Here is a 25,378-nt window from a genome sequence, read left to right on the forward strand (position 1 = left end):
CGACGCGGCGTGGGTCAGTCGTCGCCGCACTGTTCGGGGCAGCCGCCGTCGGAGACCTTCCAGACCAGCTCGCGCAGGGTCGCCAGCTCCCGCACGGTGAGCCCGGCGAGCAGCCGGGAGTCCGACATGACCCGGTGCACCCGGGCCCGCACCTGCCGCCCCGGCCCGGTCACCACCAGCGTCTTCTGCCGCCGGTCGGCGGGGTCGGTGCGCCGCTCGACCAGCCCGGCCCGCTCCAGCTTGTCGACCAGGGCGGTCACGTTGGAGCGGTCGCAGCCCAGCCCCTCGGCGAGGTCGCGGGCCGGCAGCGGCCGGTCCGGGTCCAGCTCGTGCAGCGCCCGGGCGGTCGCGGGGGTCAGCCCCAGCTCGGCGATCTCCACGTCCTGGTGGTGGCGCAGCGCGGCGGCGAGGTGCGTGATGCGGCGCACCACGTCGCCGGCCAGCGCCGCGCGGTCGGCGGGATCCGGCGGGGTGGAGGGGACGGTGTGCTGCGCCATGCCTCACATCCTACTTGCGGTCAATAGTTGAACACCTCTACCGTTTAGCAGCTCACGCAAATCGCGTCGAGCGTGGAACGGAGGAACCACCATGTCCGACTTCTCGGTCCTCGCCATCTCCGGCAGCCTGCGCGACGCGTCGTACAACACCGCGCTGATCCGGGCCGCGCAGCGCCTCGCCCCCGAGCGGCTGAGCATCGAGCGGTACGAGGGCCTCGGCGCCATCCCGCCCTTCAACGAGGACGTCGAGGCCGAGCCGCCGGCGTCCGCGGTCGACCTGCGGCAGCGGATCGCGGCGGCCGACGCGCTGCTCATCGCCACTCCGGAGTACAACTACGGGGTGCCCGGGGTGCTGAAGAACGCCCTCGACTGGGCGTCGCGGCCGAGCTTCCCGGTCACCTCCTGGGTGTCACCGCTGGCGCACAAGCCGGTGGCCATCATGGGCGCGGCGCCGACCGGGATGGGCACCGTCCGGGCCCAGCTCCAGCTCCGGCAGCTGTTCCTGTGGACCGACTCCGCCGTGCTCAGCAAGCCGGAGATCATCGTGACCAACGCGCACGAGAAGATCGCGCCGGACGGCACCGTCAGGGACGAGACCACGCAGGTGCTGCTGCGCGGCCTGCTCGACGCCCTCACCACCAGGATCCGCGTGGCCCGGCTCGCCCTCGCCACCGCCTGACCCCGAGCGGCCGGCTCGATCGTGGGGTCGGCGGCGCGACGCTCCGCCGGGGCGCCAGCGCGACCGACGCCGCCACCCCACGATCGTCGAAGGCTCACATCGTCTCCAACTCGCGGCCCTTGGTCTCCGGAACGGCGCGCGCCACGAAGACGAGGGCCAGCACCGCGAAGGCGGTGTAGACGCCGTACGCGAGCGTGAGCCCGACCTCGGCGATGGCGGGGAAGCTGACGGTCACCAACCAGTTCGCGGTCCACTGGACGGTTCCGGCGACGGCGATGGCGGCGGCGCGGATCCGGTTGTTGAACATCTCGCCGAGCAGCACCCAGAGCACCGGACCCCAGCTCGCGGCGAAGGACACGACGTAGAGGTTGGCGGTGACGAGGGCGATCACGCCCACGGTCGGCGGCAGGCTGACGTTCTCCCCCGACCCCGTGGCGCGGCTGAAGCACCAGGCGAGGACGGCGAGGGTGAGCACCATGCCCCCGGCGCCGACGGTCAGCAACGGCTTGCGGCCGACCCGGTCGACGAGCGCGATCGCGACGAGCGTGGCGACGATGTTCGTGCCGCTGGTGATCACGCTCGTGATCAGCGCGTCCCGTTCCTCGAAGCCGACGGCCCGCCACAGCGTGGTGGAGTAGTAGAAGACCACGTTGATGCCGACCAGCTGCTGCAACGCCCCTAGGACCATGCCGACCCAGACGATCGGCAGCAGGCCCAGCCGCCGCCCGGCGGGGTCGCCGCGTAGCTGCGACAGCCGCGTTCCCCGCCCACCTCCGGCGAGCGACCGGTCGATCTCCCCCACCCGCACCCCGTCGCCGACGTACTTGCTGAGCACCGCGCGTGCCTCGTCGTAGCGCTTGCGGCGCACGAGGTAGCGGGGCGACTCCGGGATCCGCAGCGCGACCACCCCGTAGACCACCGCGGGAACCGCGGCCGAGGCGAACATCCAGCGCCACGCCGCACCGCCCCACGGCTCCTGCGCACCGGCGCCGCCGGCCAGGGTGGCCAGGGCGTAGTCGACCACCAGCGCGACGAAGATGCCGGAGACGATGGCGAGCTGCTGCAGGGAACCGAGCCGGCCGCGCTGCTCGGCCGGCGCCACCTCGGCGATGTAGGCCGGAGCGATCACGCTCGCCGCGCCGACGGCCAGACCGCCGACGACCCGCCACGCGGTCAGGCTGACCGGTCCCACGGCGAGGGCCGCGCCGACGCTGCTGACCGCGAAGAGGACCGCGGCGATCCGCATGACCCCCACCCGGCCGATCCGGTCGGCCAGCGGCCCGGCGAACCAGGCGCCCAGGGCGCCACCGATCAGGGCCGAGGAGACCGCGGCCCCGAGCACCAGCGGGGAGAGGCGGAACTCGGCCTCGATGGCGTCCACCGCGCCGTTGATCACGGCCGTGTCGTAGCCGAACAAAAAGCCGCCGATCGCCGCGGCCCCGGCCACCACGACGGCCGAACGGCGCTCCTCCGGGCGCGCGCCCGCTGGCGCCGCGCCCGGCTCGGCCTTCGACCCGCCATCGCCGGCGTCCATGCCGTTCATGCTGCACGAGCAGGCGGTTCCACCCGGCCCCAACGCGAATGTCGCGCGCCCGGACGGGGGCGGTCAGCCGGGCAGGAACGAGAAGCGGACGCTGCGGGTGGGGTTGTCGCCGTTGGGGTCGACCAGGCAGATCGACTGCCAGGTGCCCAACGCCAGCCGGCCGCCGACGACCGGCAGCGTCGCGTACGGGGGGACGAACGCCGGCAGCACGTGGTCGCGCCCGTGGCCGGGCGAGCCGTGCCGGTGCCGCCACCGGTCGTCGGTGGGCAGCAGGTCGTCGAGCGCGGCGAGCAGGTCGTCGTCGGACCCCGAGCCCGTCTCGATGATCGCCAGCCCGGCCGTGGCGTGCGGCACGAAGACGTGCAGCAGACCGTCGCCCTGCCCGGAGACGAACCGCTCGGCCTCCGCGGTGATGTCCCGGACGGTCGGCCGGGCCCCGGTCTGGACCGTGATCACCTCACTGCGCATACGACGCATTCTGCCCGAGCGGGGCACCAACCGCCGCCGGAGTCCTCCCCACCGCCGGCCGGCGCCCGCCCGGCGGCCCGCCGACCAGCCAGAGCCGGGACGGCAGGGGCCCGGGACTCCCGGCCGCCCGGCTCGCACCGGGCGGCCGGTTGCGCAAAGTTACCGGCGGGTACCTGTGTCGCGCGTCGCGTCTCCGGGCGGTGGGCGTGACGGCGGGTGCCACCAGGAGGCAGGATGGCGCTAGAGACCTATCCCACACAGAACCGAGGGAACGCCTGTGGCTACGGAACGCAAGCGCCCGGTGATCACCGCTGGTCTGCCGAGCCAGCTTCCGGACATCGACCCTGAAGAGACCGGCGAATGGGTCGAGTCGCTCGACGGTGTCATCGACGAGCGCGGGACCAAGCGCGCCCGCTACGTCATGCTGCGCCTGCTGGAGCGGGCCCGCGAGCGCCAGGTCGGGGTGCCGTCGCTGACCACCACCGACTACATCAACACCATCCCGCCGGAGCGCGAGCCGTGGTTCCCGGGTGACGAGCACGTGGAACGGCGGATCCGGGCGTACGTCCGGTGGAACGCGGCCATGCTGGTGCACCGGGCGCAGCGCCCCGAGATCGGCGTCGGCGGGCACATCTCCACCTTCGCCAGCTCGGCCTCGCTCTACGAGGTGGGCTTCAACCACTTCTTCCGCGGCAAGGACCACCCGGGCGGCGGCGACCACATCTTCTACCAGGGCCACGCCTCCCCCGGCATGTACGCGCGGGCGTTCCTGGAGGGGCGGCTGACCGAGCACCAGCTCGACGGGTTCCGCCAGGAGCTGTCGCACCCGGGCGGCGGCCTGCCGTCGTACCCGCATCCCCGGCTCATGCCGGACTTCTGGGAGTTCCCCACGGTCTCCATGGGCCTGGGCGGGCTGAACGCGATCTACCAGGCGCGGTTCAACCGCTACCTGCACCACCGGGGCATCAAGGACACCTCGGACCAGCACGTGTGGGCGTACCTGGGCGACGGCGAGATGGACGAGCCGGAGACGCTCGGCGCGATCGGTGTGGCCGCCCGCGAGGAGCTGGACAACCTCACCTTCGTGATCAACTGCAACCTCCAGCGGCTCGACGGGCCGGTGCGCGGCAACGGCAAGGTCATGCAGGAGCTGGAGGCGTTCTTCCGGGGCGCCGGCTGGAACGTCATCAAGGTGGTCTGGGGCCGGGAGTGGGACCCGCTGCTCGCCGCCGACACCGACGGCGCGCTGGTCAACCTGATGAACACCACGCCCGACGGTGACTACCAGACCTACAAGGCGGAGTCCGGGGCGTACGTCCGGGAGCACTTCTTCGGCCGCGACCAGCGGACCCGCAAGATGGTCGAGCACCTCAGCGACGACGAGATCTGGAACCTCAAGCGGGGCGGGCACGACTACCGCAAGCTCTACGCGGCCTACAAGGCGGCCATGGAGCACACCGGCCAGCCGACCGTGATCCTGGCCAAGACGATCAAGGGCTGGACGCTGGGCTCGCACTTCGAGGGCCGCAACGCCACCCACCAGATGAAGAAGCTGACGCTGGAGGACCTGAAGACCTTCCGCGACCGGCTCTACCTGGACATCCCGGACAAGGCGCTGGAGGACAACCCCTACCTGCCGCCGTACTACACGCCGGGCGAGAAGTCCGACGAGATCGCCTACCTCAAGGAGCGGCGCCAGCAGCTCGGCGGCTATCTGCCGTCGCGGCGGTCCGGTCAGAAGCGGCTGGCGATCCCGGGCCCGGAGCGCTTCGCCGACGTCAAGCGGGGCTCGGGCAAGCAGAAGGTGGCCACCACGATGGCCTTCGTCCGCCTGCTCAAGGACGTGATGAAGGACAAGGAGTTCGGCAAGCGCTGGGTGCCGATCATCCCGGACGAGGCCCGCACCTTCGGCATGGACTCGCTCTTCCCGACGCAGAAGATCTACTCGCCGCACGGCCAGCGGTACACCTCCGTCGACCGGGAGCTGTTCCTGTCGTACAAGGAGGCCGTCGGCGGGCAGATCCTGCACGAGGGGATCAACGAGGCCGGTTCGGTCGCCTCGTTCACAGCGGCGGGCTCGGCGTACGCCACCCACGACGAGCCGATGATCCCGATGTACATCTTCTACTCGATGTTCGGGTTCCAGCGCACCGCCGACGGCCTCTGGGCCGCCGCGGACCAGATGGCCCGGGGCTTCCTGCTCGGCGCCACCGCCGGCCGGACCACGCTCAACGGCGAGGGGCTCCAGCACGAGGACGGCCACTCGCTGCTGATCGCCGCCACCAACCCGGCGGTGGTCGCGTACGACCCGGCGTTCGCGTTCGAGATCGCGCACATCGTGGAGAACGGCCTGCACCGGATGTACGGCGAGGCGCAGGAGAACGTCTTCTACTACCTGACGATCTACAACGAGCCGATCCTCCAGCCGGCGGAGCCGGAGGGGGTGGACGTCGAGGGCGTGCTCAAGGGCATCTACCGCTACTCCCCCGCCCCGTCGGTGGGCGACGACGCGCCGAAGGCCAACGTGCTCGCCTCGGGCACCGGCATGCAGTGGGCGCTCAAGGCGCAGCAGCTGCTGGCCCAGGACTGGGGCGTGGCCGCCGACGTCTGGTCGGTGACCTCCTGGACCGAGCTGCGCCGGGACGCGGTGCAGTGCGAGGAGCACAACCTGCTCAACCCGGGCGCGGAGCAGCGGGTGCCCTACATCCAGCAGAAGCTGGCCGACGCCGAGGGCCCGAAGGTCGCGGTCAGCGACTGGATGCGCGCGGTGCCGGACCTGATCGCCCGCTGGGTGCCGGGTGACTACACGTCCCTCGGCACGGACGGGTTCGGCATGTCCGACACCCGGCACGCCCTGCGCCGGCACTTCCACGTCGACGCCGAGTCGGTGGTGGTCGCGACGCTGCGGCAGCTGGCCCTCCGCGGCACGGTACCGGCGAGCGTGCCGGCCGAGGCGGCCAAGAAGTACGCCATCGAGGACGTCAACGCGGCCCCGGTCGGCGAGACCGGCGGCGACAGCTAGGACGTACGCACGAAGGGCCCGGCGCACCCCGCGCCGGGCCCTTCGTCGTCGCCGGACGAGCGAACCGGCGGTGGTCCGGAGTCCCTGGCGGGGACACCGGGCCACCGCCGTCGCGGGTGGCGCCAGGACGTGCCCGGCTCAGCCGACGGCGGCCAGATCGGTCAGCCGGGCGAGCGAGTCCTCCAGGTCGGCGCCGACCCTGCGCAGGCCGAGGCGCAGCAGGGCGGCCTTGACCGGACCGGCCGGCCAGCGCACGACGATGAGTCGCACGATCGTCCCGCCCTCCTCCTCGTCCGCGGTGAGCTGGACGTAGATCTCGGTGCGCGCCTCCGCCCGGGCACCGGCGCCCTTGGCGCGTTCGCGCCAGCCGATCAGGGTCGGCTCCTGGTAGGCGATCACCTCGGCCTCATGCGCCGCGCCACGTCCGGCCTGGACCAGTTGTCGACGCCCGAAGCCCTCTCCCGAGAGCACCTCGGCCGCACGGACCCCCGCCAGCCAGGCCGGCAACTGCTCGGCCCGCTGCACGACGTCCCAGACCGCTTCCACTGGCGCCATCACGTGCGCACTGCGTTCCACGAGGATCATTTCCGTCTTTCCTCCAGTGAGGACATCCCACGATATCGGCACTCTATGCGCAAATTCGGACGTACCAGGACGGGTTTGGAAAAGACACGCCGAAATCCATTGCGCTGCGGCGACGCACGGCCTATGGCGCATCGACCGGCCGCGCCCTAGAGTCGCGAGCACGATTCACGTACGACGGGAGGGCGCATGTCGACCGCAGCGATGCCCGAGTTCCCCGCCGGATTCCGCTGGGGAGTGTCCACCTCCGCCTACCAGATCGAGGGCGGCGTCGACGAGGACGGGCGGGGAGCGTCCATCTGGGACACCTTCGCCCACTCCCCCGGTCGGATCGCCGACGGCAGCACCGGCGACGTGGCCTGCGACCACTACCACCGGCACGCCGAGGACGTCGCGCTGCTGGCCGGGCTGGGCGTCTCGGCGTACCGCTTCTCGATCGCCTGGCCCCGGGTGCGGCCCACCGGCGACGGCCCGGTCGACGCGCGCGGGCTGGACTTCTACGACCGGCTCGTCGACGACCTGCTCGCCCACGGCGTCGACCCGGTCGCCACGCTCTTCCACTGGGACCTGCCCCAGTGGGTCGAGGACGCGGGCGGCTGGCTCGCCCGGGACACCGCCCACCGCTTCGCCGAGTACGCCGACGCGACCGCCGCCCGGCTCGGCGACCGGGTGAAGCTCTGGATCACCCTGAACGAGCCGTTCATCCACATGAGCCTCGGCCACGGCACGGGCGAGCACGCCCCCGGCCGGACGCTGCTCTTCGACGCCTTCCCGGTGGCCCACCACCAGCTCCTCGGCCACGGTCTCGCCGTCGCCGCGCTGCGGGCGCGCACCACGAGCCCGATCGCCATCGCCAACAGCTACTCGCCCGTGCGGGCGGCCGGCGACGGCGCCGCCGACCGGGCGGCCGTCGCGGCGTACGAGGCGCTGCACAACCGGCTCTTCACCGACCCGCTGTTCGGCCGGGGCTACCCCGCCGAGCTGGGCTTCGACACGGGCGTGGTGCGCCCCGGGGACCTCGACGTGATCGCCGCGCCGATCGACGTGCTGGGGGTCAACTACTACAACCCGACCGGCGTACGCGCCCCGCAGGAGGGCTCGCCGCTGCCGTTCGAGCTGGTGCCGCTAAAGGGATACCCGCGCACCGCCTTCGACTGGCCGGTCGCCCCGGACGGGCTGCACGAGCTGCTCGCCTGGCTGCGCCGCACGTACGGCGACGACCTGCCGCCGATCCAGGTCACCGAGAGCGGCTGCGCGTACGACGACGCGCCCGACGCCGACGGCCGGGTGCACGACCCGGAGCGGATCGCCTACCTCGACGGGCACCTGCGCGCCGTCCACGCGGCGATGGCCGAGGGCGTCGACGTGACCGGCTACTTCGTCTGGTCGCTGCTGGACAACTGGGAGTGGGCGGAGGGCTTCACCAAGCGCTTCGGCCTCGTGCACGTCGACTTCGACACCCGGCTCCGCACGCCCAAGTCCTCGTACGCCTGGTTCCGTGACCTGATCGCCCGGCCGTGACCACCGTCGATCCGACGCCCGCGTCGCCGCCGGCGGCGCTCGCCGAGCCGACCGTGCCGGTCCGGCGCGGCTGGATCGCGCTGATCTTCGCCGCCAACCTCGGGGTCTGGATGGCGTTCTTCACGCCGATCCAGGTGCTGCTGCCGCAGCAGCTGGGGCAGATCGCGCCGGCCGACAAGGAGGCCGCGCTCGCCGTGGTCACCGGCCTCGGCGCGCTCGCCGCGGTGCTCGCCAACCCCCTCGCCGGGGCGCTGTCGGACCGGACCTGCCTGCGGCTGGCCGGACGGGAGTTCGGCCGGCGGCACGTCTGGACCGCCGGCGGCGCGCTGCTCGGCGCGGCGGCCCTGGCGCTGCTGGCGCAGCAACGCACCGTCGCCGGGGTCGCGCTCGGCTGGGTCGCCGCGCAGGTCTGCTTCAACGCGATGCTGGCCAGCCTGACCGCCGCCGTGCCGGACCGGGTGCCGGTCGCCCAGCGCGGCGGCGTCTCCGGCTGGGTCGGCATCCCCCAGGCGCTGGGGCTGGTGCTCGGCGTGGTGCTGGTCACCGCCGTGGTGAGCGGTACCGCCGCCGGCTACCTGGCGATGGCGGCGGCGGTGCTGCTGCTCGCCCTGCCGTTCGCGCTGCTCACCGCCGACGACCCGCTGCCCCGCACGCACCGCCCGGCACTGCGGTGGCGCGCCCTGCTCGCGTCGATGTGGATCTCGCCGCGCCGCCACCCCGACTTCGGCTGGGCCTGGATCACCCGGTTCCTGGTGCAGCTCGGCAACGCGCTCGGCACGCTCTACCTGCTCTACTTCCTCACCGACGAGGTGCGCCACGTCGACCCCGAGGGCGGCCTGCTGGTGCTGATCCTGCTCTACACGGCCGGCCTGGCGGCCACCGCCGTGGTGGCCGGGCGGCTGTCGGACCGCTCCGGCCGGCGCAAGGTCTTCGTCATCGCCGCCGGCGGGATCATGGCGGTCGCCGCGCTGCTGCTGGCCGTCGCGCCGGTCTGGCCGGTGGCGGTGGTCGCCGCGCTGCTGCTCGGCGCCGGTTACGGCGTCTACCTGTCCGTGGACGCCGCGCTCATCACCCAGGTGCTGCCGGCCGCCGCCGACCGGGGCAAGGACCTCGGCGTGATCAACATCGCCAACTCCGCCCCGCAGGTGCTCGGCCCGGCGATCTCGGCCCCGCTCGTGGTGCACCTCGGCGGCTATCCGGCGCTCTACGCGGTCACCGCGGCGGTCACCGTGCTGGGCAGCGTGCTGGTGCTGAAGATCCGCTCGGTGCCCTGAGCCGCACCCCTGGCGGAATCCGGTCGCGGGCCGCCGTAGGCTGGAGACGTGACGGTACGTGTACGCTTTGCCCCCTCCCCGACCGGTATGTTCCACGTCGGCGGCGCCCGCTCGGCGCTGCAGAACTGGATCTACGCCAAGCAGCAGGGCGGGGTGTTCGTGCTCCGCATCGAGGACACCGACGCGGCCCGCAACAAGCCGGAGTGGACCGAGGGCATCCTCTCCGCGCTGGACTGGATCGGCATCGAGCGCGGCAGCTACGAGGGCCCGCACTTCCAGTCGGAGTACGCGGGCGAGCACCGGGCCGCCGCCGCGCGGCTGCACGAGGCCGGCCGCGCGTACTACTGCGACTGCACCCGCGAGGCCGTGCAGGCCCGCACCGGCTCGCAGTACCAGGGCTACGACGGCTTCTGCCGGGACCGGGGCCTGCAGGCCGGCGAGGGGCGCGCCCTGCGCTTCCGCACGCCGGACGAGGGCGAGACCGTGGTGGTCGACCTGATCCGCGGCGAGCCCACCTTCGAGAACAAGCTGATCGAGGACTTCGTCATCGCCCGGGGCGACGGCTCGCCGGTCTTCCTGCTCGCCAACGTGGTCGACGACATGACCATGGGGATCACCCACGTGATCCGGGCGGAGGAGCACCTGCCCAACACCCCCAAGCAGCAGCTGCTCTGGGACGCCCTCGGGGTCACGCCGCCGATCTGGGCGCACGTGCCGGTGGTGGTCAACGAGAAGCGGCAGAAGCTCTCCAAGCGCCGGGACAAGGTGGCCCTGGAGGCGTTCCGGGACGAGGGCTACCTGGCCGAGGCGATGCGCAACTACCTGATGCTGCTCGGCTGGGCGCCGTCGGGCGACCGGGAGATCGTCCCGTGGTCGGTGATCGAGGAGGAGTACCGGCTGGAGGAGGTCAACCCCTCCCCGGCGTTCTTCGACGAGAAGAAGCTCCGGGCGTTCAACGGCGAGTACATCCGGGCGCTCGGAGTCGAGGAGTTCGTCGAGGCCTGCCAGCCGTGGCTGACGGGCACCGGCACGATCGCGCCGCCGCCGTGGCAGCCGGAGGAGTTCGATGCGGATGCCTTCGCGGCCGTGGCCCCGCTGGCGCAGACCCGGATCGCGCTGCTCAGCGAGATCGTGCCGAACGTCGACTTCCTCTTCCTCGACGCGCCGCTGATCGACGAGGCCGCCTGGGCAAAGGCGATGAAGGAGGGCGCGGCGGAGCTGCTGGACGCCGCCACGGCGGCGTTCGAGGCGCTGGAGTCGTGGGACGCGGAGACGCTGAAGTCGACGCTGGAGGCGGTCGGCGCCGAGCGCGGGCTCAAGCTCGGCAAGGCCCAGGCCCCGGTGCGCGTCGCGGTCACCGGCCGCACCGTCGGGCTGCCGCTGTTCGAGTCGCTGGAGGTGCTCGGCCGCGAGCGCACCCTGAGCCGGCTGCGCGCCGCCCGGGTCCGCCTGGTCTGAACCGTCGCGCGGCCGACGCGCGCACCGCGCCGGCACGGCGTACCCCGTCAGCGCCCGGACCGGTCGGTCCGGGCGCTGACCCGTCGAGGGCGCGGGTGCCGGTCAGCGACGGGCGGAGCGGCGGCGCAGCAGCAGGCCGGCGGCGAGGGCCGCGAGGAGGAGCACGCCGCCGAGCGCCGACAGCCAGCCGCGCCCGGCCGCGTCGTCGCTCTCCTTCGCCGCCGGCACCGCGGCCTCCGGCGTGCCCGTGCCCGCCGGACCGGGGGCGGCGGAGGCCGGCCCGGCACCGGTCGACGGCGACCCGGCCGGGGACGGCCCGGCGACGCTCGGCGACGGCACGGCCGAGGGCGGGACGGTCGGGCCGGCCGGCGGCTCGGCGGGGGTGCCGGTGGTCAGGGTGAACCGGACCTCACCGGAGACCGGGTGCCCGTCGCTGGACGCCAGCCGGTAGCCGACGACGTAGAGCCCCGCCCGGCCCGGCGTGAACGGGACGCTCACCCGGGAACCGGAGAAGGTCGGCGCGCCGCCCAGCGCGGCCACGTTGTCCGGCCCGGTAACTGTGATCTTCGTCGTACTCGGGTCCGCCTTCGCCAGGAAACGCAGCTCGATCCGGGCCGGCGCCTCCGCCACCCGGGCGCCGTTGCGCGGATCGCTGCCGGTCAGCGAGTTGTGGGCGGCCGCCGGCGCGGGCGGCAGCACCAACGACACACCGAGCGCCACGCCGAACACCACCGGCCAGGTACGCGCCGCACGTGAGAACCTGCCCCCCATGAACCCCTCCGTAAAGGTACGATCCGCCCGCTGATCCACGGCCACCGTCCATTGGTCGGGCCGGGATCACAGATAGTTCCAATTACTGTTCCACGAGCTGCAACCGATCGACGTTCTGCGCAGTCTTGAGGGTGGCACCCCCGATACGGGGTTGGGTCACCCCCGTCAGCCGACCAACGCGTGACCTGCAGCAAGCCACCCATCGAACGGGGCGAGGAGGCGGCGATGGTCCGAACGATGCGGCGGCTGGTCGCGGTGTTGGCGGGCGGGCTCGCGGCGGCGGTCCTGTCGCTCGGTCCGTCCGGGACGGCGACGGCGGCGCCGAAGCCCGCACCGGCCGGAGTGGAGATCACCGGGGAGGGGCTGGCGGAGCCGCTGCGGCTGCGCGCCGAGGCCCACCCGGCGCACGTGGTGGCGATCATCGACCAGGTCAACTTCCTCGGCCGCACCGGGCAGGCCAAGGGCCCGAAGGCGGCCGACCTCGGTCCGAAGTACACCGTCGTGGTGTTCGCCGGCGACGTCGCGAAGCAGACGTACGACCTCTACCCGAAGGCGGTCGGCGGGCCGCGCGTCTTCCGCCCGGCCAAGCAGCCGGACGCCCGCAAGACCGCCGCGGGCTGGTTCCTCGGCCGACTCAGCATGTCGGAGACCCTCCGCACGGCGGGCGTCCCGCTGGAGCGGCAGTTCGACACCGTCAGTGGCGGCGTCGGCGGCGGCGAACGGGTCATCCCGGAGGACGCCCTCAACCCGGCCAAGGACATCGACGAGGCGCTCGGCGAGTTGCAGCGGCTGCTGCTGCTCAACGTCGCGGTGGTGCTGGTCATCACGTCGGGACTCGCCGGGATCGCGCTGCTGGTCCGCCGCCGCACCCGCTGACCCCACCGCACCGGCCGGCCCCGCGCCCGGGGCCGGCCGCCGTGACCCGGTCGCGGGCCAATGTCCCCGGTCGACGCGCCCGGCTCCCAGCCGGGGGTCAGACCTCCAGGACGACCTTGCCGCGCACGTGCCCCGCCTCCACCAGGCGCTGCGCGTCGGCCGCCTGCGTGAGCGGGAACGTCCGTGCCACGTGGACGGTCAGCCGGCCGGCGTCGACCAGCCCGGCAAGCGCGCCCAGGTCCACGGTCGACGGCTTGACGAACAGGTAGCTGCCGCCCAGCCGGGTGACGTGCTCCGGATCGGCCGTCGAGATCAGCCGCGCGGGCCGGGCGATCAGCTCGGCCGAGACGTCGAGCGCGTCGCCGCCGAACAGGTCGAGCACCACGTCCACCCCGTCGGGCGCGACCGCGCGGACCCGGTCGGCCAGCCCGTCGCCGTACGCGACCGGCTCGGCGCCCAGTGACCGGACGAAGTCGTGGTTGGCCGCGCCGGCCGTGCCGATCACGCGGTCGGCGCCGAGTGCGCGGGCGACCTGCACCGCCAGATGGCCCACCCCGCCGGACGCCCCGTGCACCAGCACCGTGTCACCGGCGCCGGTGCGCGCCGACTGGAGCGCCTGGTACGCCGTGAGACCCGCCAGGGGCAGGCCGCCCGCCTCGGCCCAGGACGCCTGGACCGGCTTGCCCGCCAGCGCCCGCTCGGGCGCCGGGACGAGTTCGGCGTACGTGCCGTACTGGATGTGGTCGCGTCGGACGTAGCCGACGACCTCGTCGCCGACGGCGAACCCGGTCACCGCCGGCCCGACCGCCTCGACCACCCCGGCCGCGTCCCAACCGGGGACGAGCGGGAAGTGACCGGGGATCGCACCGGCCAGGTGCCCCTCGCGCACCTTCCAGTCGACCGGGTTCACCCCGGCCGCCCGGACCCGCACGAGCACCGTGTCGGGGCCGACCGGCGGGTCGGGCAGGTCCCGGACGGTCAGCAGGTCGGCGGGGCCGTACGCGTCGATCGCGATCGCCTTCACACCGACCACGCTAGCGGCCGGGCGGCGCCCCCGTGGTCAGCACCAGCGACGTGGCGGCCGCTCGCGGCGGGTGCCGCGCTGCCGGGGGCGGACCGGGCCGTGCCGGTGCGCGCCGGCCCAGCCGGGCAGGTCGCTGCGGCAGCCGTGGGCCACCGCGGGCTCGGGCTCACCGCTCGGAGCCGGCTCGGCCACGCGCTGCCGGGGCACCGTGACGTCCTCGTCGGGGCGCTCGCACGCGCGGGCCGGGTGCTCCGGCGAGTGCGCCGGGAACCCGCCGGGCAGCCGGCGGTGCTTGGCTGCCGCCTGCTGCTCGTGGTGGCCCGGCCGGCAGGGCTCGCCCTGGGCGCAGCCGTGCTCGGCCTCCCCGTGCGCCATCGGAGTCTCCTCACGCTCTCGCCCCGCCCGCCGGGGTCGCTCCGACGGGCCCTGTCACCGTACTGGCCGGCACCGACGCCCCGTACAGCCGCACCCGCCTCCCCCACCGGCGGCACGCAACCGGGAGGGCGCCCGGTCGCGCAGGCGGGCCGCCCGGCGCGGAGGCGCAGGTCGGGGCATGTCAGGCTGGGGCGGTGAGCGAGCCGGGCGGGACGGAACTGTCGGCCACGCTGCGCCGGATCGAGCGGGCGGCGGGGGCGCTGGCCAGCGCCAGCGTGGCCCGGATGGACGAGACCCAGCCCTGGTTCCGCGGCCTGCCGCCCGACCACCGCTCCTGGGTGATGCTGGTGGCCCAGGCCGGCGCCCGGTCGCTGGTGCAGTGGCTGCGTGACGGCGGCGGCACGGCGGACAGCACCCAGGAGGTCTCGGACGAGGTCTTCGCCACCGCGCCGCAGGCGCTCGCCCGCTCGATCAGCCTCCAGCAGACCGTCGCGCTGGTGAAGGTGATGATCGACGTCGTCGAGGAGCAGGTCTCGCACCTGGCGGCGGAGGGCGAGGAGCAGCAGCTGCGCGAGGCGGTGCTGCGTTTCTCCCGGGAGATCGCCTTCGCCGCCGCCCGCGTGTACGCCCGGGCCGCCGAGTCGCGCGGTTCGTGGGACGCCCGGTTGCAGGCGTTGCTGGTGGACGCGCTGCTGCGCGGCGACTCGCCGGACGTGCTGGCGAGCCGGGCGGCGGCGCTCGGCTGGGCGGACGCCCCGCCGGTGGCGGTGGCGGTCGGCCGCTCCCCCGGTGGGGAGGTCTCGGCGGTGCTGCACACGGTGCACCGGCAGGCCCGGCGCATCGGCACGGAGGTGATCGGCGGGGTGCACGGCGACCGGCTGGTCATCGTGCTCGGCGGCGCCGCCGACCCGGTCGCGGCCACCGGCAAGCTGCTCGGCGCGTTCGGGGACGGGCCGGTGGTGGTCGGTCCGGCCGTGCCGAGCCTGGACGAGGCGACCGAGTCGGCGCGCGCCGCGCTGGCCGGCTTCCGGGCCGCCCCGGCCTGGCCGACCGCGCCCCGGCCGGTGCCGGCCGACGAGCTGCTGCCGGAGCGGGCGCTGGCCGGGGACGCGGAGGCGCGCCGACGGCTGCGCCACGACGTCTACGCCGCGCTGGTGCGGGCCGGCGGGGAACTGCTGGAGACCCTCGACGCCTTCTTCGCGGCCGGCGGCACGCTGGAGAGCGCCGCGCGGTCCCTCTTCGTGCATCCGAACACGGTGCGCTACCGGCTGCGGCGGATCTCCGACGTCACCGGCTTCTCGCCGCTCGCGGCGCGGGACGCGTTCGCGCTCCAGGTGGCCCTCACCGTCGGCCGGCTCGACCCGGTGGCACCAACCACGACAATGAACCCAGGCGGCGGTAAAACGCCACACACAGGTGATGATCGCCGCCGATTTCTGTAGGATCCCTCCAAAGGTTCTAGTGCGGTTTGGTCGGGGGCGGCACAGCGCTACCCGCGCGTATCCGGGAGAGTCATAGACGTGCTCGCCGTACTCTCGCCCGGCCAGGGTTCCCAGAAACCCGGCTTCCTGACTCCCTGGCTGGACCTCACCGGCGCCGAGGCGCGTCTGCGCTGGTGGTCGGCACTGGCCGGGGTCGACCTGGTGCACCTCGGCACCGTGGCCGACGCGGACGAGATCAGGGACACCGCCCGGACCCAGCCGCTGCTGGTCGCCGCCGCGCTGCTGGCCGCCGAGCACCTGCCGATGTACGACGTCACGCTCACCGTCGGGCACAGCGTGGGCGAGCTGGGCGCGGCGGCGCTCGCCGGGGTGCTCCCGGCGGAGGCGGCGATCACCCTGGCCGGCGTACGCGGCCGGGAGATGGCCGCGGCCTGCGCGCTGGAGCCGACCGGCATGGCGGCCGTGCTGGGCGGGGACCCGGACGAGGTGCTCGCCTCGATCGTCGCGCACGGGCTGCACCCGGCCAACCGCAACGGCGCCGGCCAGTTCGTCGCCGCCGGGGCCGTCGAGGGGCTGGAGAAGCTCGCCGCCGAGCCGCCGGCCAAGGCCCGGGTGATCCGCCTGAAGGTGGCCGGCGCCTTCCACACGCCGTACATGGCCCCCGCCGAGGCGGCGCTGGCGGCCGTGGCCGCCGGGATCACCCCGAGCGACCCGGCCCGGATCCTGCTGTCCAACCTCGACGGGGCCGCGGTCAACCACGGGCGCGACATGGTGCAGCGCCTGGTCCGCCAGGTCACCGCGCCGGTGCGGTGGGACCTCTGCATGCGCACCCTGGCCGACCTCGGGGTGACCGGCGTGATCGAGCTGCCCCCGGCCGGGACCCTCGCGGGGCTGGTGAAGCGGGAGCTCAAGGGGGCCGGGGCCCCCGAGGTGGTCACCCTCAACACCCCGGACGACCTGCCCGCCGCCCGGGACCTGATCGCCCGGCACGGGATGGCGCCGAGCCACGAGCCGACCATGCACTTCCGCGTGGTGGTGGCCCCGTCGGCCGGCACCTTCGAGCCGGCGCGGGAGCTCGCCGAGGGCGACCCGCTCCGCGAGGGCCAGGTCGTCGGCCACGTGGCCACCCGGCAGGGCCCGGTCGAGGTGACCGCGCACGGCAGCGGCGTGCTCACCGAGTGGCTCGCCCACCACGACGACCCGGTCGCGCCGGGGCAACCGCTCGTCCGTATCGGAGGTCACCCGTGAGCGCGAGGAACGAGCCGGGTCTGCGAGTCCCGCAGTCGCGAACGAAAGGACAGCTCCGATGACCGGCAGCCGGCTCGTCGCGCTGGGGCACTACCAGCCCGCCCGCGTGGTCACCAACGACGACATCGCCCAGCTGGTCGAGACCAGCGACGAGTGGATCCGGGACCGGGTCGGCATCGTCACCCGGCGGATCGCCGACGGCGAGACGGTCGCCGACATGGCCGCCGCCGCCGCCGGCAAGGCGCTGGCCAACTCCGGGCTCACCGCCGCCGACATCGACCTGGTCGTGGTGGCGACGTGCAGCTCCGCCGACCGCAGCCCGAACGTGGCCTGCCGGGTCGCCGCCAAGCTCGGCATCACCGCGCCCGGGGCGTTCGACCTCAACACGGCCTGCTCCGGCTTCGCGTACGCGCTGGGCACCGTGGACCACGCCATCCGGGCCGGCGCCTCGCGCAACGCCCTGGTCATCGGCGCGGAGAAGCTGTCCGACATCGTCGACTGGACGGACCGCTCCACCTGCATCATCTTCGCCGACGGCGCCGGCGCCGCCGTGGTGTCGGCCGTCGGCGACGGCGAGCCCGCCGGTGTCGGCCCGGTGGTCTGGGGCTCGGTGCCCGAGAGGGGCGACGCGGTACGCATCGAGGGCTGGCGCCCGTCCATCCAGCAGGAGGGTCAGTCGGTCTTCCGCTGGGCCACCACGGAGCTGGCGCCGCTGGCGCGGCAGGCGTGCGAGCGCGCCGGGGTGGACCCGTCGGAGCTGGCGGCCTTCGTGCCGCACCAGGCCAACGCCCGGATCATCGACGGCATCGTCAAGCGGCTCGGCATCCCGAACGCGGTCGTCGCCAAGGACATCGTCGAGTCCGGCAACACGTCGGCGGCGAGCGTGCCACTGGCCCTGTCCAAGCTGGTCGAGCGGCGGGAGGTGCCGTCCGGCGCCCCGGTGCTGCTCTTCGGCTTCGGCGGCGGCCTGACCTACGCCGGTCAGGTCGTCCGCTGCCCCTGAGAAGCCCCTCCGGCCGCTGCGCCGGGGAGTGACGGCCGGCGTCGTCGGCCGTCGAATGATCCACGATGAAAGGAACCAACCGCAATGACCCGTGACGAGATCACCGCCGGCCTCGCCGAGATCCTCGAAGAGGTTGCCGGGGTGAACCCGGACGACGTGGCCGAGGGGAAGTCCTTCACCGACGACCTGGACGTCGACTCGCTCTCCATGGTGGAGGTCGTGGTGGCGGCCGAGGAGAAGTTCGGCGTCAAGATCCCGGACAACGAGGTGCAGAACCTGAAGACCGTCGGGGACGCCGTCACCTACATCGAGGCGCAGTCCTGATCATGGCTCACACCGACGTCGTCGTCACCGGGCTCGGCGCGACCACCCCGCTGGGCGGGGACGTCGCGTCGACCTGGGACGCCATGCTCGCCGGCCGCTCCGGGGTGGGTCCGCTCACCCAGGAGTGGGCCGAGCAGTTGCCGGTCCGGATCGCCGCCCAGCTCGCGGTCGAGCCGACCGGCCTGATCGACCGGGTCAAGCTCCGCCGGCTCGACCGTTCCGAGGCGATCGCGATCATCGCGGCGCAGCAGGCCTGGGCGGACGCTGGCCTGGCCGACTCCGGGCTGGACCCGGAGCGGCTGGGCGTCAGCGTCGGCTCCGGCATCGGCGGCGCGCTGACGCTGCTCGCCCAGGACGACATCCTGGAGGCGTCCGGCCCGCGGCGGGTCTCCCCGCACACCATCCCGATGCTGATGCCGAACGGCCCCGCCGCCTGGGTGGGGCTGGAGCTGGGCGCGAAGGCGGGGGTCCACTCGGTGGCCAGCGCCTGCGCGACCGGCGCCGAGGCGATCGCGCTCGGCATGGACATGATCCGCGCCGGCCGGGCCGACGTGGTGGTGGCCGGCGGCACCGAGGCGGTCATCCACCAGCTGCCGATCGCCGGGTTCAGTTCGATGCGGGCGATGTCGACCCGCAACGACGAGCCGGAGCGGGCCTCCCGGCCGTGGGACAAGGGCCGCGACGGCTTCGTGCTCGGTGAGGGCGCGGGCATCGTGGTGCTGGAGCGGGCGGAGCACGCCGCCGCCCGGGGCGCCCGGGTCTACGCCCGGCTGGCCGGCGCCGGGCTCACCTCGGACGGCTACGACATCGTCCAGCCGCACCCCGAGGGCGAGGGCGCCATCCGGGCGATCGCGAAGGCGATCGCGGACGCGGGCGTCGCGAAGACGGACATCGTGCACGTCAACGCGCACGCCACGTCGACCCCGGTCGGTGACGTCGCGGAGATCACCGCGCTGCGGGCGGCGCTGGGCGACCACCCCGTGCTGACCTCGACCAAGTCGATGTCCGGTCACCTGCTGGGCGCGGCGGGCGCGCTGGAGTCGATCGCCACCGTCCTGGCGATCCGCGACGGGGTCGTCCCGCCGACGATCAACCTGGACGACCCCGACGACGGGCTGAGCCTGGACGTGGCCGCCAACGAGGCGCGCCGCATGGACATCCCCGCCGCGCTGAACAACTCGTTCGGCTTCGGCGGACACAACGTGGCTCTCGTCTTCACGCGGGCCTGAGACCACAGCCATGGAGGCTCACGTGACCACCACCGCCGTCGGCGTGGACGAATCTTCCGTCGTGGACCACCGGGATCCGGAAGTCCGGCTCCGGGCGTTGTTCGACGCGGGTTCGTTGCGGTTGTCGGTGCCGCGGGACACCTCGGGTGTGCTGTGGGCGCGGGGTGAGGTCGACGGCTCGCCGGTGGTCGCGTACGCCACGGACGCGACGCGGATGGGCGGGGCGATGGGCACCGACGGGTGCCGCCACGTCGTGGACGCGATCGACACCGCGGTGCGGGAGCGGGTGCCGGTGGTGGGGTTGTGGCACTCGGGCGGGGCGCGGTTGGCCGAGGGCGTGGTCGCCCTGGACGCGGTGGGCCAGGTGTTCGCGGCGATGGTGCGGGCCTCGGGGCGGGTGCCGCAGATCTCCACGGTGCTCGGTCCGGCGGCCGGTGGCGCCGCGTACGGGCCGGCACTGACCGACATCGTGGTGATGAGCGGCGCGGGCCGGATCTTCGTGACCGGCCCGGAGGTGGTCCGCAGCGTCACCGGCGAGCAGGTCGACATGGCCCGCCTCGGCGGGCCCGAGCCGCACGGCCGCCGCTCCGGGGTGGTCCACGTGACCTGCGCCGACGACGAGGCGGCGCTGACCGAGACCCGCAAGCTCGCCGCGTTGCTGGGCCGGCAGGGGCGCCTGTCGCCCGACGACGTGGCCGCCCAGGACGAGGGTGGACACGACCTGACGGCGAAGATGCCGGTGGAGACGAACCGGGCCTACGACGTCAGGCCGGTGGTCAAGGCCCTGCTGGACGACCCCGGGGTGGAGCTGCACGCCAAGTGGGCGCCGAACGTGGTGACCACCCTGGGTCGCTTCGCGGGACGCACCGTCGGGGTCGTCGCGAACAATCCGCTGCGCCTGGGCGGCTGCCTGGACGCCTCCAGCGCCGAGAAGGCCGCCCGGTTCGTGCGGATGTGCGACTCCCTCGGCGTACCGCTGATCGTCCTGGTCGACGTCCCCGGCTACCTGCCCGGCCTCGGCCAGGAGTGGGACGGCGTCGTCCGGCGCGGCGCGAAGCTCCTGCACGCCTTCGCCGAGGCCGTCGTGCCCCGGGTCACCCTGGTCACCCGCAAGGCCTACGGCGGGGCGTACATCGCGATGAACTCCCGCTCGCTGGGCGCCACGGCCGTGTTCGCCTGGCCGAACGCCGAGGTCGCGGTCATGGGCGCCAGCGCCGCCGTCAACATCCTGCACCGCAGGAAGCTGGCCGCCGTCCCCGCCGAGGAGCGCGAGACGCTGCGCGCGCACCTCGTCGAGGAGCAGACCCGCATCGCCGGCGGCGTCAACCGGGCCCTCGAGATCGGCGTCGTGGACGACGTCATCACCCCGGCCGAGACCCGCCGCCGCATCGCCGAGGCCCTCGCCGCCGCCCCCGCGGCACGGGGCGCGCACGGCAACATCCCCCTCTAGACCGGCCGGTTCGTCGGAGGTGCGGCCGGCACGGGAGAGCCGGCCGCAGGCGCCGGCGGGGCCGGCCGCCCGGAGGACCGACGTACGCCGGAAGGGCCCGCACTCACCACGAGCGCGGGCCCTTCCGCGTCGCTCAGCCCCGGTTGCGGGGGTGCCGGCGGGCGGTCCGCTCGTTGCCCCGGCGGTAGTTGCCGGTCCACCGGGCCATCACGAGCTGCGGGTCGCCGCCGACCTCGGCGAGGAACTCCGCCGCCCGGCCGCCGCGCAGGATGCCCGCCGCCCGGCCGTGGTGGGTGATGACCACGGTGCCGTCCGACCGTTCGACGTACGCGAAACCCTCAGCCGTTCCCATGTGCGCCGAGGGTGCCAGGCGGGGCGGACGAAGGCGACCCGGTTTCCTGCTTGACTCTCCAGCGGCTGGAGGCAGGAGGCTCTTCGACGTGGACGACCGCACCGACCTGTTCACCATCGGGCAACTCGCCCGCCGGACCGGCCTGTCCGTCCGGACGATCCGCTTCTGGTCCGATCTCGACCTGCTCCCGCCCACCGCCCGGTCCACCGGCGGTTACCGGCTCTACGACGCGGCGGCCGTGGCCCGGCTGGACCTCGTCCGCAGCCTGCGGGAGCTGGGGATCGGCCTGGACGACGTCCGCCGGGTCCTCCAGCGACGGACCAGCGTCCGGGAGGTGGCACAGGCGCACAGCCGCGCCCTGGACGCGGAGATCCGCACGCTGCGGCTGCGTCGGGCGGTGCTGCGGTCGGTCGCTCGACGTGGCAGCACGACCGAGGAGTTGAGACTGATGAACGACCTGGCCCGCCTCTCCGCTCAGGAGCGGCAACGGATCGTCGACGACTTCGTCGCCGAGGTCTTCGGCGGCGTGGAGCCCGGCCCCGACGGCGACGGGCTGGCCCGGGCGATGCGGACGCTCCCCGCCGACCTGCCCGACGAGCCCACCGACGAGGAGGTGGACGCCTGGGTCGAGCTGGCCGGGCTGGTCGCCGACCCGGACTTCCGCCGGCGGGTGCGCGCGATGGCGGTGGCGGGCGCGGCGGGCACCGCGCCGTCGCCCCCGGTGGCGATGCACTCGATCGAGCCGGCGCGCGCCGCGCTCGCCGCCGGCGTCGCGCCGGACTCGGAGCGGGCGCGGGCGGTGCTCGACGAGCTGGTGGACCCGGGGCGGTCCCGCGACGAGCGGCTCGCGCTCGCCGACGGGATGGCCGCCTTCACGGACCGGCAGGTGGAGCGGTACTGGCAGCTGATCGGGGTGCTCAACCAGCGGCCTCCCTTCCCGCCCGCGGTGCCCGCCGTGGAGTGGCTGATCGCCGCCCTGCGCGCCAGCTGACCCGATCGGGTTGACGGTGCCCGGCCGTGCCGCTTTGATGGGCCGGCTCATCGTCGACGGGGAACGGACACCATGCGACGTCGTACCCGCGCCGCCGTGCTCGCGGCGCTCACCATCGGACTGACCGGCAGCTGCGCCGACGGGACGAAGTCGCCGTCGGCCGGCGGCTCCCCGTCGGCCTCGCCGGGCGTCACCGCCTCGCCGGTGACGCCCGGCCCGCCCTGGCACGACGAGGTGGTGGCCGCGCCCGCCGGCACCACGGTGGGCGGGAAGGGCACGCCCTGCGAGCTGCCGGTCACCTTCTCGCTGCCGGCGGAGTGGAAGGTCGAGGCGGTCAAGAGCTCGGCGAAGTTCGGCGAACCCCGCGTCGGCAAGGCCCTCATGCTGTGCGAGCTCGACGCCCGGCCGACCGGCGCGCTCGGGTTCCTCCGGGTGTGGCGGGTCGACGGGGTCGCCGGCGGCGCCCAGGAGCACCTGAAGCACTTCCTCGACGCCTACTCGCCCGACGCCGCCGACGCGGAGTACCGACGGGTGAAGGCCGGCACCCTCGACGCCGTCGAGGCGAGCTACCTCGAGGAGGACGGCGGCACGGTCCGCGACCGGGCCATCGCGGTCTCCTCCCTGTACGGGCCGATCGTGCTGAGCCTGGACACCTCGGAGCCCGCGGAGCTGCTGCCGGCGTACCAGTTGGTGAAGCAGTCCGCCCGGATCAACCGCGACTGACGCGGCTCACGCGCGGCAGGTCGTGGCGGGCAGGCCGCTCACCGGCACCGGGGACCGGCCGTCCGGGCGGGCCTTGCCGGCCAGCACCCCGGCGAGGGCGGTCATCGACGCCCGGCTGGACGAGTAGGTCGCCAGCAGGGTCGGCGACTTGGCCTTCGCCAGCACGTACGGGGTGTCCATGGCGACCGTGACGGCGGCGTCGGCGCGCAGGTCGCCGGCGCCGTCGCCGTACCCGACGAGGTGCACCACGGTGCCGCCACCGGCCACCACCTCGACCCCGGCGGCCTTGAGCGCCTCGGTCAGCGCCGCCCGGGTGTGGTCCCGCCCGCCGGAGGCGGTCACGGTCACCGGGCCCCGCACGCCGCCGCCGCAGGCGCCCCGCAGCACCGTCACCGCCGCCGCGGCCAGGTCCTCGGCCGCCTTGCGGTGCGCCGGACCGTTCAGCGTGGACAGCTCCGGCGTGGGCCGGTCGGCCAGCTTGAACTTCATCGTCAGCACCCGGGTCGCGGCCTCGACGAGGCGGGCCCGGGGCAGCGAGCCGTCGCGGAGCGCGGCGAGCAGCCCGTCGTACGCCTGAGCGACGTTCGGCGGCATCAGGATCAGGTCGTTGCCCGCCTTCAGGGCGCGCACCGCGGCCTCGCCCGGCGACCAGCGCTTGGCCGGCGGCATGTTCATCCCGTCGGTGATCACCACGCCCTGGAAGCCGAGCTGGCCGCGGAGCACGCCGGTGAGCAGCTTGTGCGAGAAGGTCGCCGCGGTGCCCGGGTCCACCGACCGCGCGTCGAGGTGGGCGGACATCACGGCCATCGCGCCCGCGCCGATGGCGGCGGAGAAGGGCGGCCACGCCCCGCTCTCCAGCGTCTTGCGGGGCTGGCCGAGCACCGGCAGCCCTTCGTGCGAGTCGGCGGCGCTGTGCCCGTGCCCCGGGAAGTGCTTGACGGTGGCCGCGACGCCGGCGGCCTGCAACCCGCGGACCGCGCCCGCGACCTGCCCCGCCGCCACCTTCGGGTCCGCCCCGTACGACCGGGAGCCGATCACGGTGCTGCGGGTGGCGAGCACGTCGGCGACCGGGGCGAAGTCGAGGTTGATCCCCATCGCGGCGAGCTCGGTGCCGGCCGCCCGCCAGGCGGCCTCGGTCAGCTCCGGCCTCCCGGCGGCGCCGGCGGCGAGGGCGCTGGGCAGCAGCGTCACGCCGTCGGTGATCCGGGTGACCACGCCGTGCTCCTGGTCGGTGCCGACCAGGAAGGGCGCCGGCCCGGCGGGCAGCCGACCGGCGGCCGCGCGCAGGCCGTCGGTCAGCGCGCGGACCTGCTTCGGGTCGTCGACGTTTGTCGTCTCCTGGTTGCCCTTGGTCGGGTCGTCGGCGCTGAAGCCGACCAGGATCAGCCCGCCGAGCCGGTACTTCTCGACCATCTGGGCGGGGGTGTCCACCCCGGCCAACGCCTGGTTGCCGGCCGCCGAGCCGGGCGAGACCCGGGTGGCCGCGTCGCCGTAGGCGTACGGCATCAGCACCTGGCCGACCAGGTCCCCGTCGGCGAGCGAGCCGACGAGGGCGGCGGCGCGGGCGGCGGGGTCGGCGCCGGGGACGCTCGTGGCGGGTGCCGGGGTGGCCGTGGGGGCGGCGGCGCTCGTCGGCGCCGGGTCGGGGCGGCGGTCCGCCGGACCGGAGCACCCGGAGACGAGCAGCGCGGTCAGGGCGGCGAGCGCGACGCCGGCACGTCGCGGGATAGTCGACACGCGGCCCATCCCACCAGTTCGCCCCTTATCGGGGCAACTTGACCTTCACCCCGAAGGATGAGCCGGCCCCGGTCGGGGCCCGGGTGTCAGCCGACGCGGGTGAGCAGGGTCACCGGCGCGCCGTCGCCGGCGTACCGGTAGGGCTCCAGCTCCGCGTCCCACGCCGTGCCGAGCGCCTTGTCGAGGGCGTGCGCGAGGGCCTCCGGCGCCCGCGCGCCCGCCATGATGCTGCGCAGCCGGTCCTCGCCGAGCTGGATGTCGCCGGCCGCCCCGACGGTCGCCCGGAACAGGCCCCGCCCGGGCACGTACATGAAGCGCTCGCCGTCGGAGCCCGGGCTGGGCTCCTCGGTGACCTCGAAACGGATCATGGGCCACTGCCGGAGGGCAGCAGCCAGCTCGGCGCCCGTCCCCGGGCGACCGGTCCACCCGCACTCGGCCCGGCGGGCGCCGGGGTCGACGGGCTGAGCCGTCCACTGCAGGTTGACCGGCGCGGCGAGGACGCGCGCGATCGCCCACTCGACGTGTGAGCACACGGCGAGCGGGGTCGAGTGGACGTATACGACGCCACGCGTTGGCACGGTGACCTCCCGGAGAGCGAGGTGCGTCTTCCCCTACGACCTCGACCACCCGGGTGGTTGCTGGAACACATGATGACTGGTGTGACGGATGGTGCGCCAGGGAATCGGAAAATTCGCGGGTCGGAATAGTCGGACGGGTGCCCCGGTTGACCCCTCACGACGCGATGACCTGCCAGGGATCGTGGTCGTGTACAGTTCCATCGGCGGCCTG

General features: G+C 74.2%; 24 protein-coding genes. 14 read left to right on the top strand and 10 right to left on the bottom strand.

From position 1 onward, the window contains the following. Nucleotides 1-14 precede the first annotated feature (14 nt). On the bottom strand, nt 15-497 hold the full coding sequence (locus AB0G08_RS23320) for a MarR family winged helix-turn-helix transcriptional regulator (RefSeq protein ID WP_358091433.1): 483 nt from the start codon (nt 495-497) through the stop codon (nt 15-17). 91 nt (nt 498-588) lie between these two features. On the opposite strand from AB0G08_RS23320, the gene AB0G08_RS23325 reads away from it, so the two are divergent. Beyond that, nucleotides 589-1,176 (top strand): NADPH-dependent FMN reductase, encoded by a 588-nt coding sequence (locus AB0G08_RS23325; RefSeq protein ID WP_358091435.1) that lies wholly within the window; start codon nt 589-591, stop codon nt 1,174-1,176. Nucleotides 1,177-1,270: 94 nt separating this feature from the next. Here AB0G08_RS23325 and AB0G08_RS23330 read toward each other — a convergent pair whose 3' ends face one another. Together AB0G08_RS23330 and AB0G08_RS23335 are read right to left on the bottom strand one after the other, a co-directional pair. Further along, entirely contained in the window at nt 1,271-2,710 is a 1,440-nt protein-coding gene (locus tag AB0G08_RS23330) for a sugar porter family MFS transporter (RefSeq protein WP_358091437.1), read from the bottom strand. A gap of 72 nt (nt 2,711-2,782) precedes the next feature. Continuing rightward, entirely contained in the window at nt 2,783-3,187 is a 405-nt protein-coding gene (locus AB0G08_RS23335) for a YjbQ family protein (RefSeq protein WP_358091439.1), read from the bottom strand. 277 nt (nt 3,188-3,464) lie between these two features. Between AB0G08_RS23335 and aceE the strand changes: the two genes are divergently transcribed. Next, nucleotides 3,465-6,209 (top strand): pyruvate dehydrogenase (acetyl-transferring), homodimeric type, encoded by a 2,745-nt coding sequence (aceE, locus tag AB0G08_RS23340; protein WP_358091441.1) that lies wholly within the window; start codon nt 3,465-3,467, stop codon nt 6,207-6,209. A gap of 138 nt (nt 6,210-6,347) precedes the next feature. Here the strand turns inward: aceE and AB0G08_RS23345 are convergent, their stop codons facing one another. Then, the gene (locus tag AB0G08_RS23345; protein WP_250795157.1) at nt 6,348-6,794 is read right to left on the bottom strand and encodes an SRPBCC family protein; all 447 of its coding nucleotides are present in this window, start codon (nt 6,792-6,794) and stop codon (nt 6,348-6,350) included. Between the two features lie 186 nt (nt 6,795-6,980). Here AB0G08_RS23345 and AB0G08_RS23350 point away from each other — a divergent pair, with 186 nt between their 5' ends. Genes AB0G08_RS23350 through gltX form a run of 3 tightly spaced genes read left to right on the top strand, consistent with a single transcriptional unit; the run spans nt 6,981 to nt 11,044 of the window. Further along, nucleotides 6,981-8,312: a GH1 family beta-glucosidase gene (locus tag AB0G08_RS23350; RefSeq protein WP_358091443.1), complete on the top strand. Its 1,332-nt coding sequence runs from the start codon at nt 6,981-6,983 to the stop codon at nt 8,310-8,312. Beyond that, a complete protein-coding gene (locus AB0G08_RS23355) occupies nt 8,309-9,586 on the top strand; it encodes an MFS transporter (RefSeq protein WP_358091445.1) in 1,278 nt (425 codons plus the stop codon). Before AB0G08_RS23350 ends, AB0G08_RS23355 begins: the two co-directional genes overlap by 4 nt. 48 nt (nt 9,587-9,634) lie before the next feature. Beyond that, complete coding sequence (gltX, locus tag AB0G08_RS23360) at nt 9,635-11,044, top strand: glutamate--tRNA ligase (RefSeq protein WP_358091447.1); 1,410 nt, start codon at nt 9,635-9,637, stop codon at nt 11,042-11,044. 102 nt (nt 11,045-11,146) lie between these two features. Here gltX and AB0G08_RS23365 read toward each other — a convergent pair whose 3' ends face one another. After that, complete coding sequence (locus tag AB0G08_RS23365) at nt 11,147-11,815, bottom strand: copper resistance protein CopC (protein WP_358091449.1); 669 nt, start codon at nt 11,813-11,815, stop codon at nt 11,147-11,149. Nucleotides 11,816-12,040: 225 nt separating this feature from the next. On the opposite strand from AB0G08_RS23365, the gene AB0G08_RS23370 reads away from it, so the two are divergent. After that, nucleotides 12,041-12,691 carry a hypothetical protein gene (locus AB0G08_RS23370; protein ID WP_358091451.1) on the top strand — a complete coding sequence of 217 codons (651 nt, stop codon included), beginning with the start codon at nt 12,041-12,043 and terminating at the stop codon, nt 12,689-12,691. A gap of 97 nt (nt 12,692-12,788) precedes the next feature. Here AB0G08_RS23370 and AB0G08_RS23375 read toward each other — a convergent pair whose 3' ends face one another. Together AB0G08_RS23375 and AB0G08_RS23380 are read right to left on the bottom strand one after the other, a co-directional pair. Beyond that, on the bottom strand, nt 12,789-13,715 hold the full coding sequence (locus tag AB0G08_RS23375) for an NADP-dependent oxidoreductase (protein ID WP_358091453.1): 927 nt from the start codon (nt 13,713-13,715) through the stop codon (nt 12,789-12,791). A gap of 36 nt (nt 13,716-13,751) precedes the next feature. Further along, a complete protein-coding gene (locus AB0G08_RS23380) occupies nt 13,752-14,090 on the bottom strand; it encodes a hypothetical protein (RefSeq protein ID WP_358091455.1) in 339 nt (112 codons plus the stop codon). Nucleotides 14,091-14,284: 194 nt separating this feature from the next. Here AB0G08_RS23380 and AB0G08_RS23385 point away from each other — a divergent pair, with 194 nt between their 5' ends. The 6 genes from AB0G08_RS23385 to AB0G08_RS23410 all read left to right on the top strand — a co-directional run bounded on the left by AB0G08_RS23385 (nt 14,285) and on the right by AB0G08_RS23410 (nt 20,786). Continuing rightward, nucleotides 14,285-15,532, top strand: a complete 1,248-nt coding sequence (locus AB0G08_RS23385) for a helix-turn-helix domain-containing protein (protein ID WP_358091457.1) — start codon at nt 14,285-14,287, stop codon at nt 15,530-15,532. A 78-nt stretch (nt 15,533-15,610) separates the two neighbouring features. After that, a complete protein-coding gene (locus tag AB0G08_RS23390) occupies nt 15,611-16,780 on the top strand; it encodes an acyltransferase domain-containing protein (protein ID WP_358091459.1) in 1,170 nt (389 codons plus the stop codon). A 58-nt stretch (nt 16,781-16,838) separates the two neighbouring features. Further along, on the top strand, nt 16,839-17,783 hold the full coding sequence (locus AB0G08_RS23395) for a beta-ketoacyl-ACP synthase III (protein ID WP_358091461.1): 945 nt from the start codon (nt 16,839-16,841) through the stop codon (nt 17,781-17,783). Between the two features lie 84 nt (nt 17,784-17,867). Next, nucleotides 17,868-18,107 carry an acyl carrier protein gene (locus tag AB0G08_RS23400; RefSeq protein WP_089013151.1) on the top strand — a complete coding sequence of 80 codons (240 nt, stop codon included), beginning with the start codon at nt 17,868-17,870 and terminating at the stop codon, nt 18,105-18,107. A 2-nt stretch (nt 18,108-18,109) separates the two neighbouring features. After that, a complete protein-coding gene (gene fabF / locus AB0G08_RS23405) occupies nt 18,110-19,336 on the top strand; it encodes a beta-ketoacyl-ACP synthase II (protein WP_358091463.1) in 1,227 nt (408 codons plus the stop codon). A gap of 10 nt (nt 19,337-19,346) precedes the next feature. After that, nucleotides 19,347-20,786 (top strand): carboxyl transferase domain-containing protein, encoded by a 1,440-nt coding sequence (locus tag AB0G08_RS23410; protein WP_358091465.1) that lies wholly within the window; start codon nt 19,347-19,349, stop codon nt 20,784-20,786. Between the two features lie 133 nt (nt 20,787-20,919). Here the strand turns inward: AB0G08_RS23410 and AB0G08_RS23415 are convergent, their stop codons facing one another. Further along, the gene (locus tag AB0G08_RS23415) at nt 20,920-21,138 is read right to left on the bottom strand and encodes a hypothetical protein (protein WP_358091467.1); all 219 of its coding nucleotides are present in this window, start codon (nt 21,136-21,138) and stop codon (nt 20,920-20,922) included. Between the two features lie 88 nt (nt 21,139-21,226). Between AB0G08_RS23415 and AB0G08_RS23420 the strand changes: the two genes are divergently transcribed. After that, the gene (locus AB0G08_RS23420) at nt 21,227-22,129 is read left to right on the top strand and encodes a MerR family transcriptional regulator (RefSeq protein WP_358091469.1); all 903 of its coding nucleotides are present in this window, start codon (nt 21,227-21,229) and stop codon (nt 22,127-22,129) included. A 72-nt stretch (nt 22,130-22,201) separates the two neighbouring features. Beyond that, a complete protein-coding gene (locus AB0G08_RS23425; protein WP_358091471.1) occupies nt 22,202-22,852 on the top strand; it encodes a lipoprotein in 651 nt (216 codons plus the stop codon). A 6-nt stretch (nt 22,853-22,858) separates the two neighbouring features. Here the strand turns inward: AB0G08_RS23425 and AB0G08_RS23430 are convergent, their stop codons facing one another. Together AB0G08_RS23430 and AB0G08_RS23435 are read right to left on the bottom strand one after the other, a co-directional pair. Beyond that, nucleotides 22,859-24,598, bottom strand: coding sequence for a glycoside hydrolase family 3 N-terminal domain-containing protein (locus AB0G08_RS23430; protein ID WP_358091473.1), 1,740 nt, complete (start codon nt 24,596-24,598; stop codon nt 22,859-22,861). Between the two features lie 77 nt (nt 24,599-24,675). Continuing rightward, nucleotides 24,676-25,167, bottom strand: a complete 492-nt coding sequence (locus AB0G08_RS23435) for a DUF3145 domain-containing protein (protein WP_357878380.1) — start codon at nt 25,165-25,167, stop codon at nt 24,676-24,678. Between the last annotated feature and the right edge of the window lie 211 nt (nt 25,168-25,378).

The organism is Micromonospora sp. NPDC023644 (assembly GCF_040640115.1).
Classification (GTDB): Bacteria; Actinomycetota; Actinomycetes; order Mycobacteriales; family Micromonosporaceae; genus Micromonospora.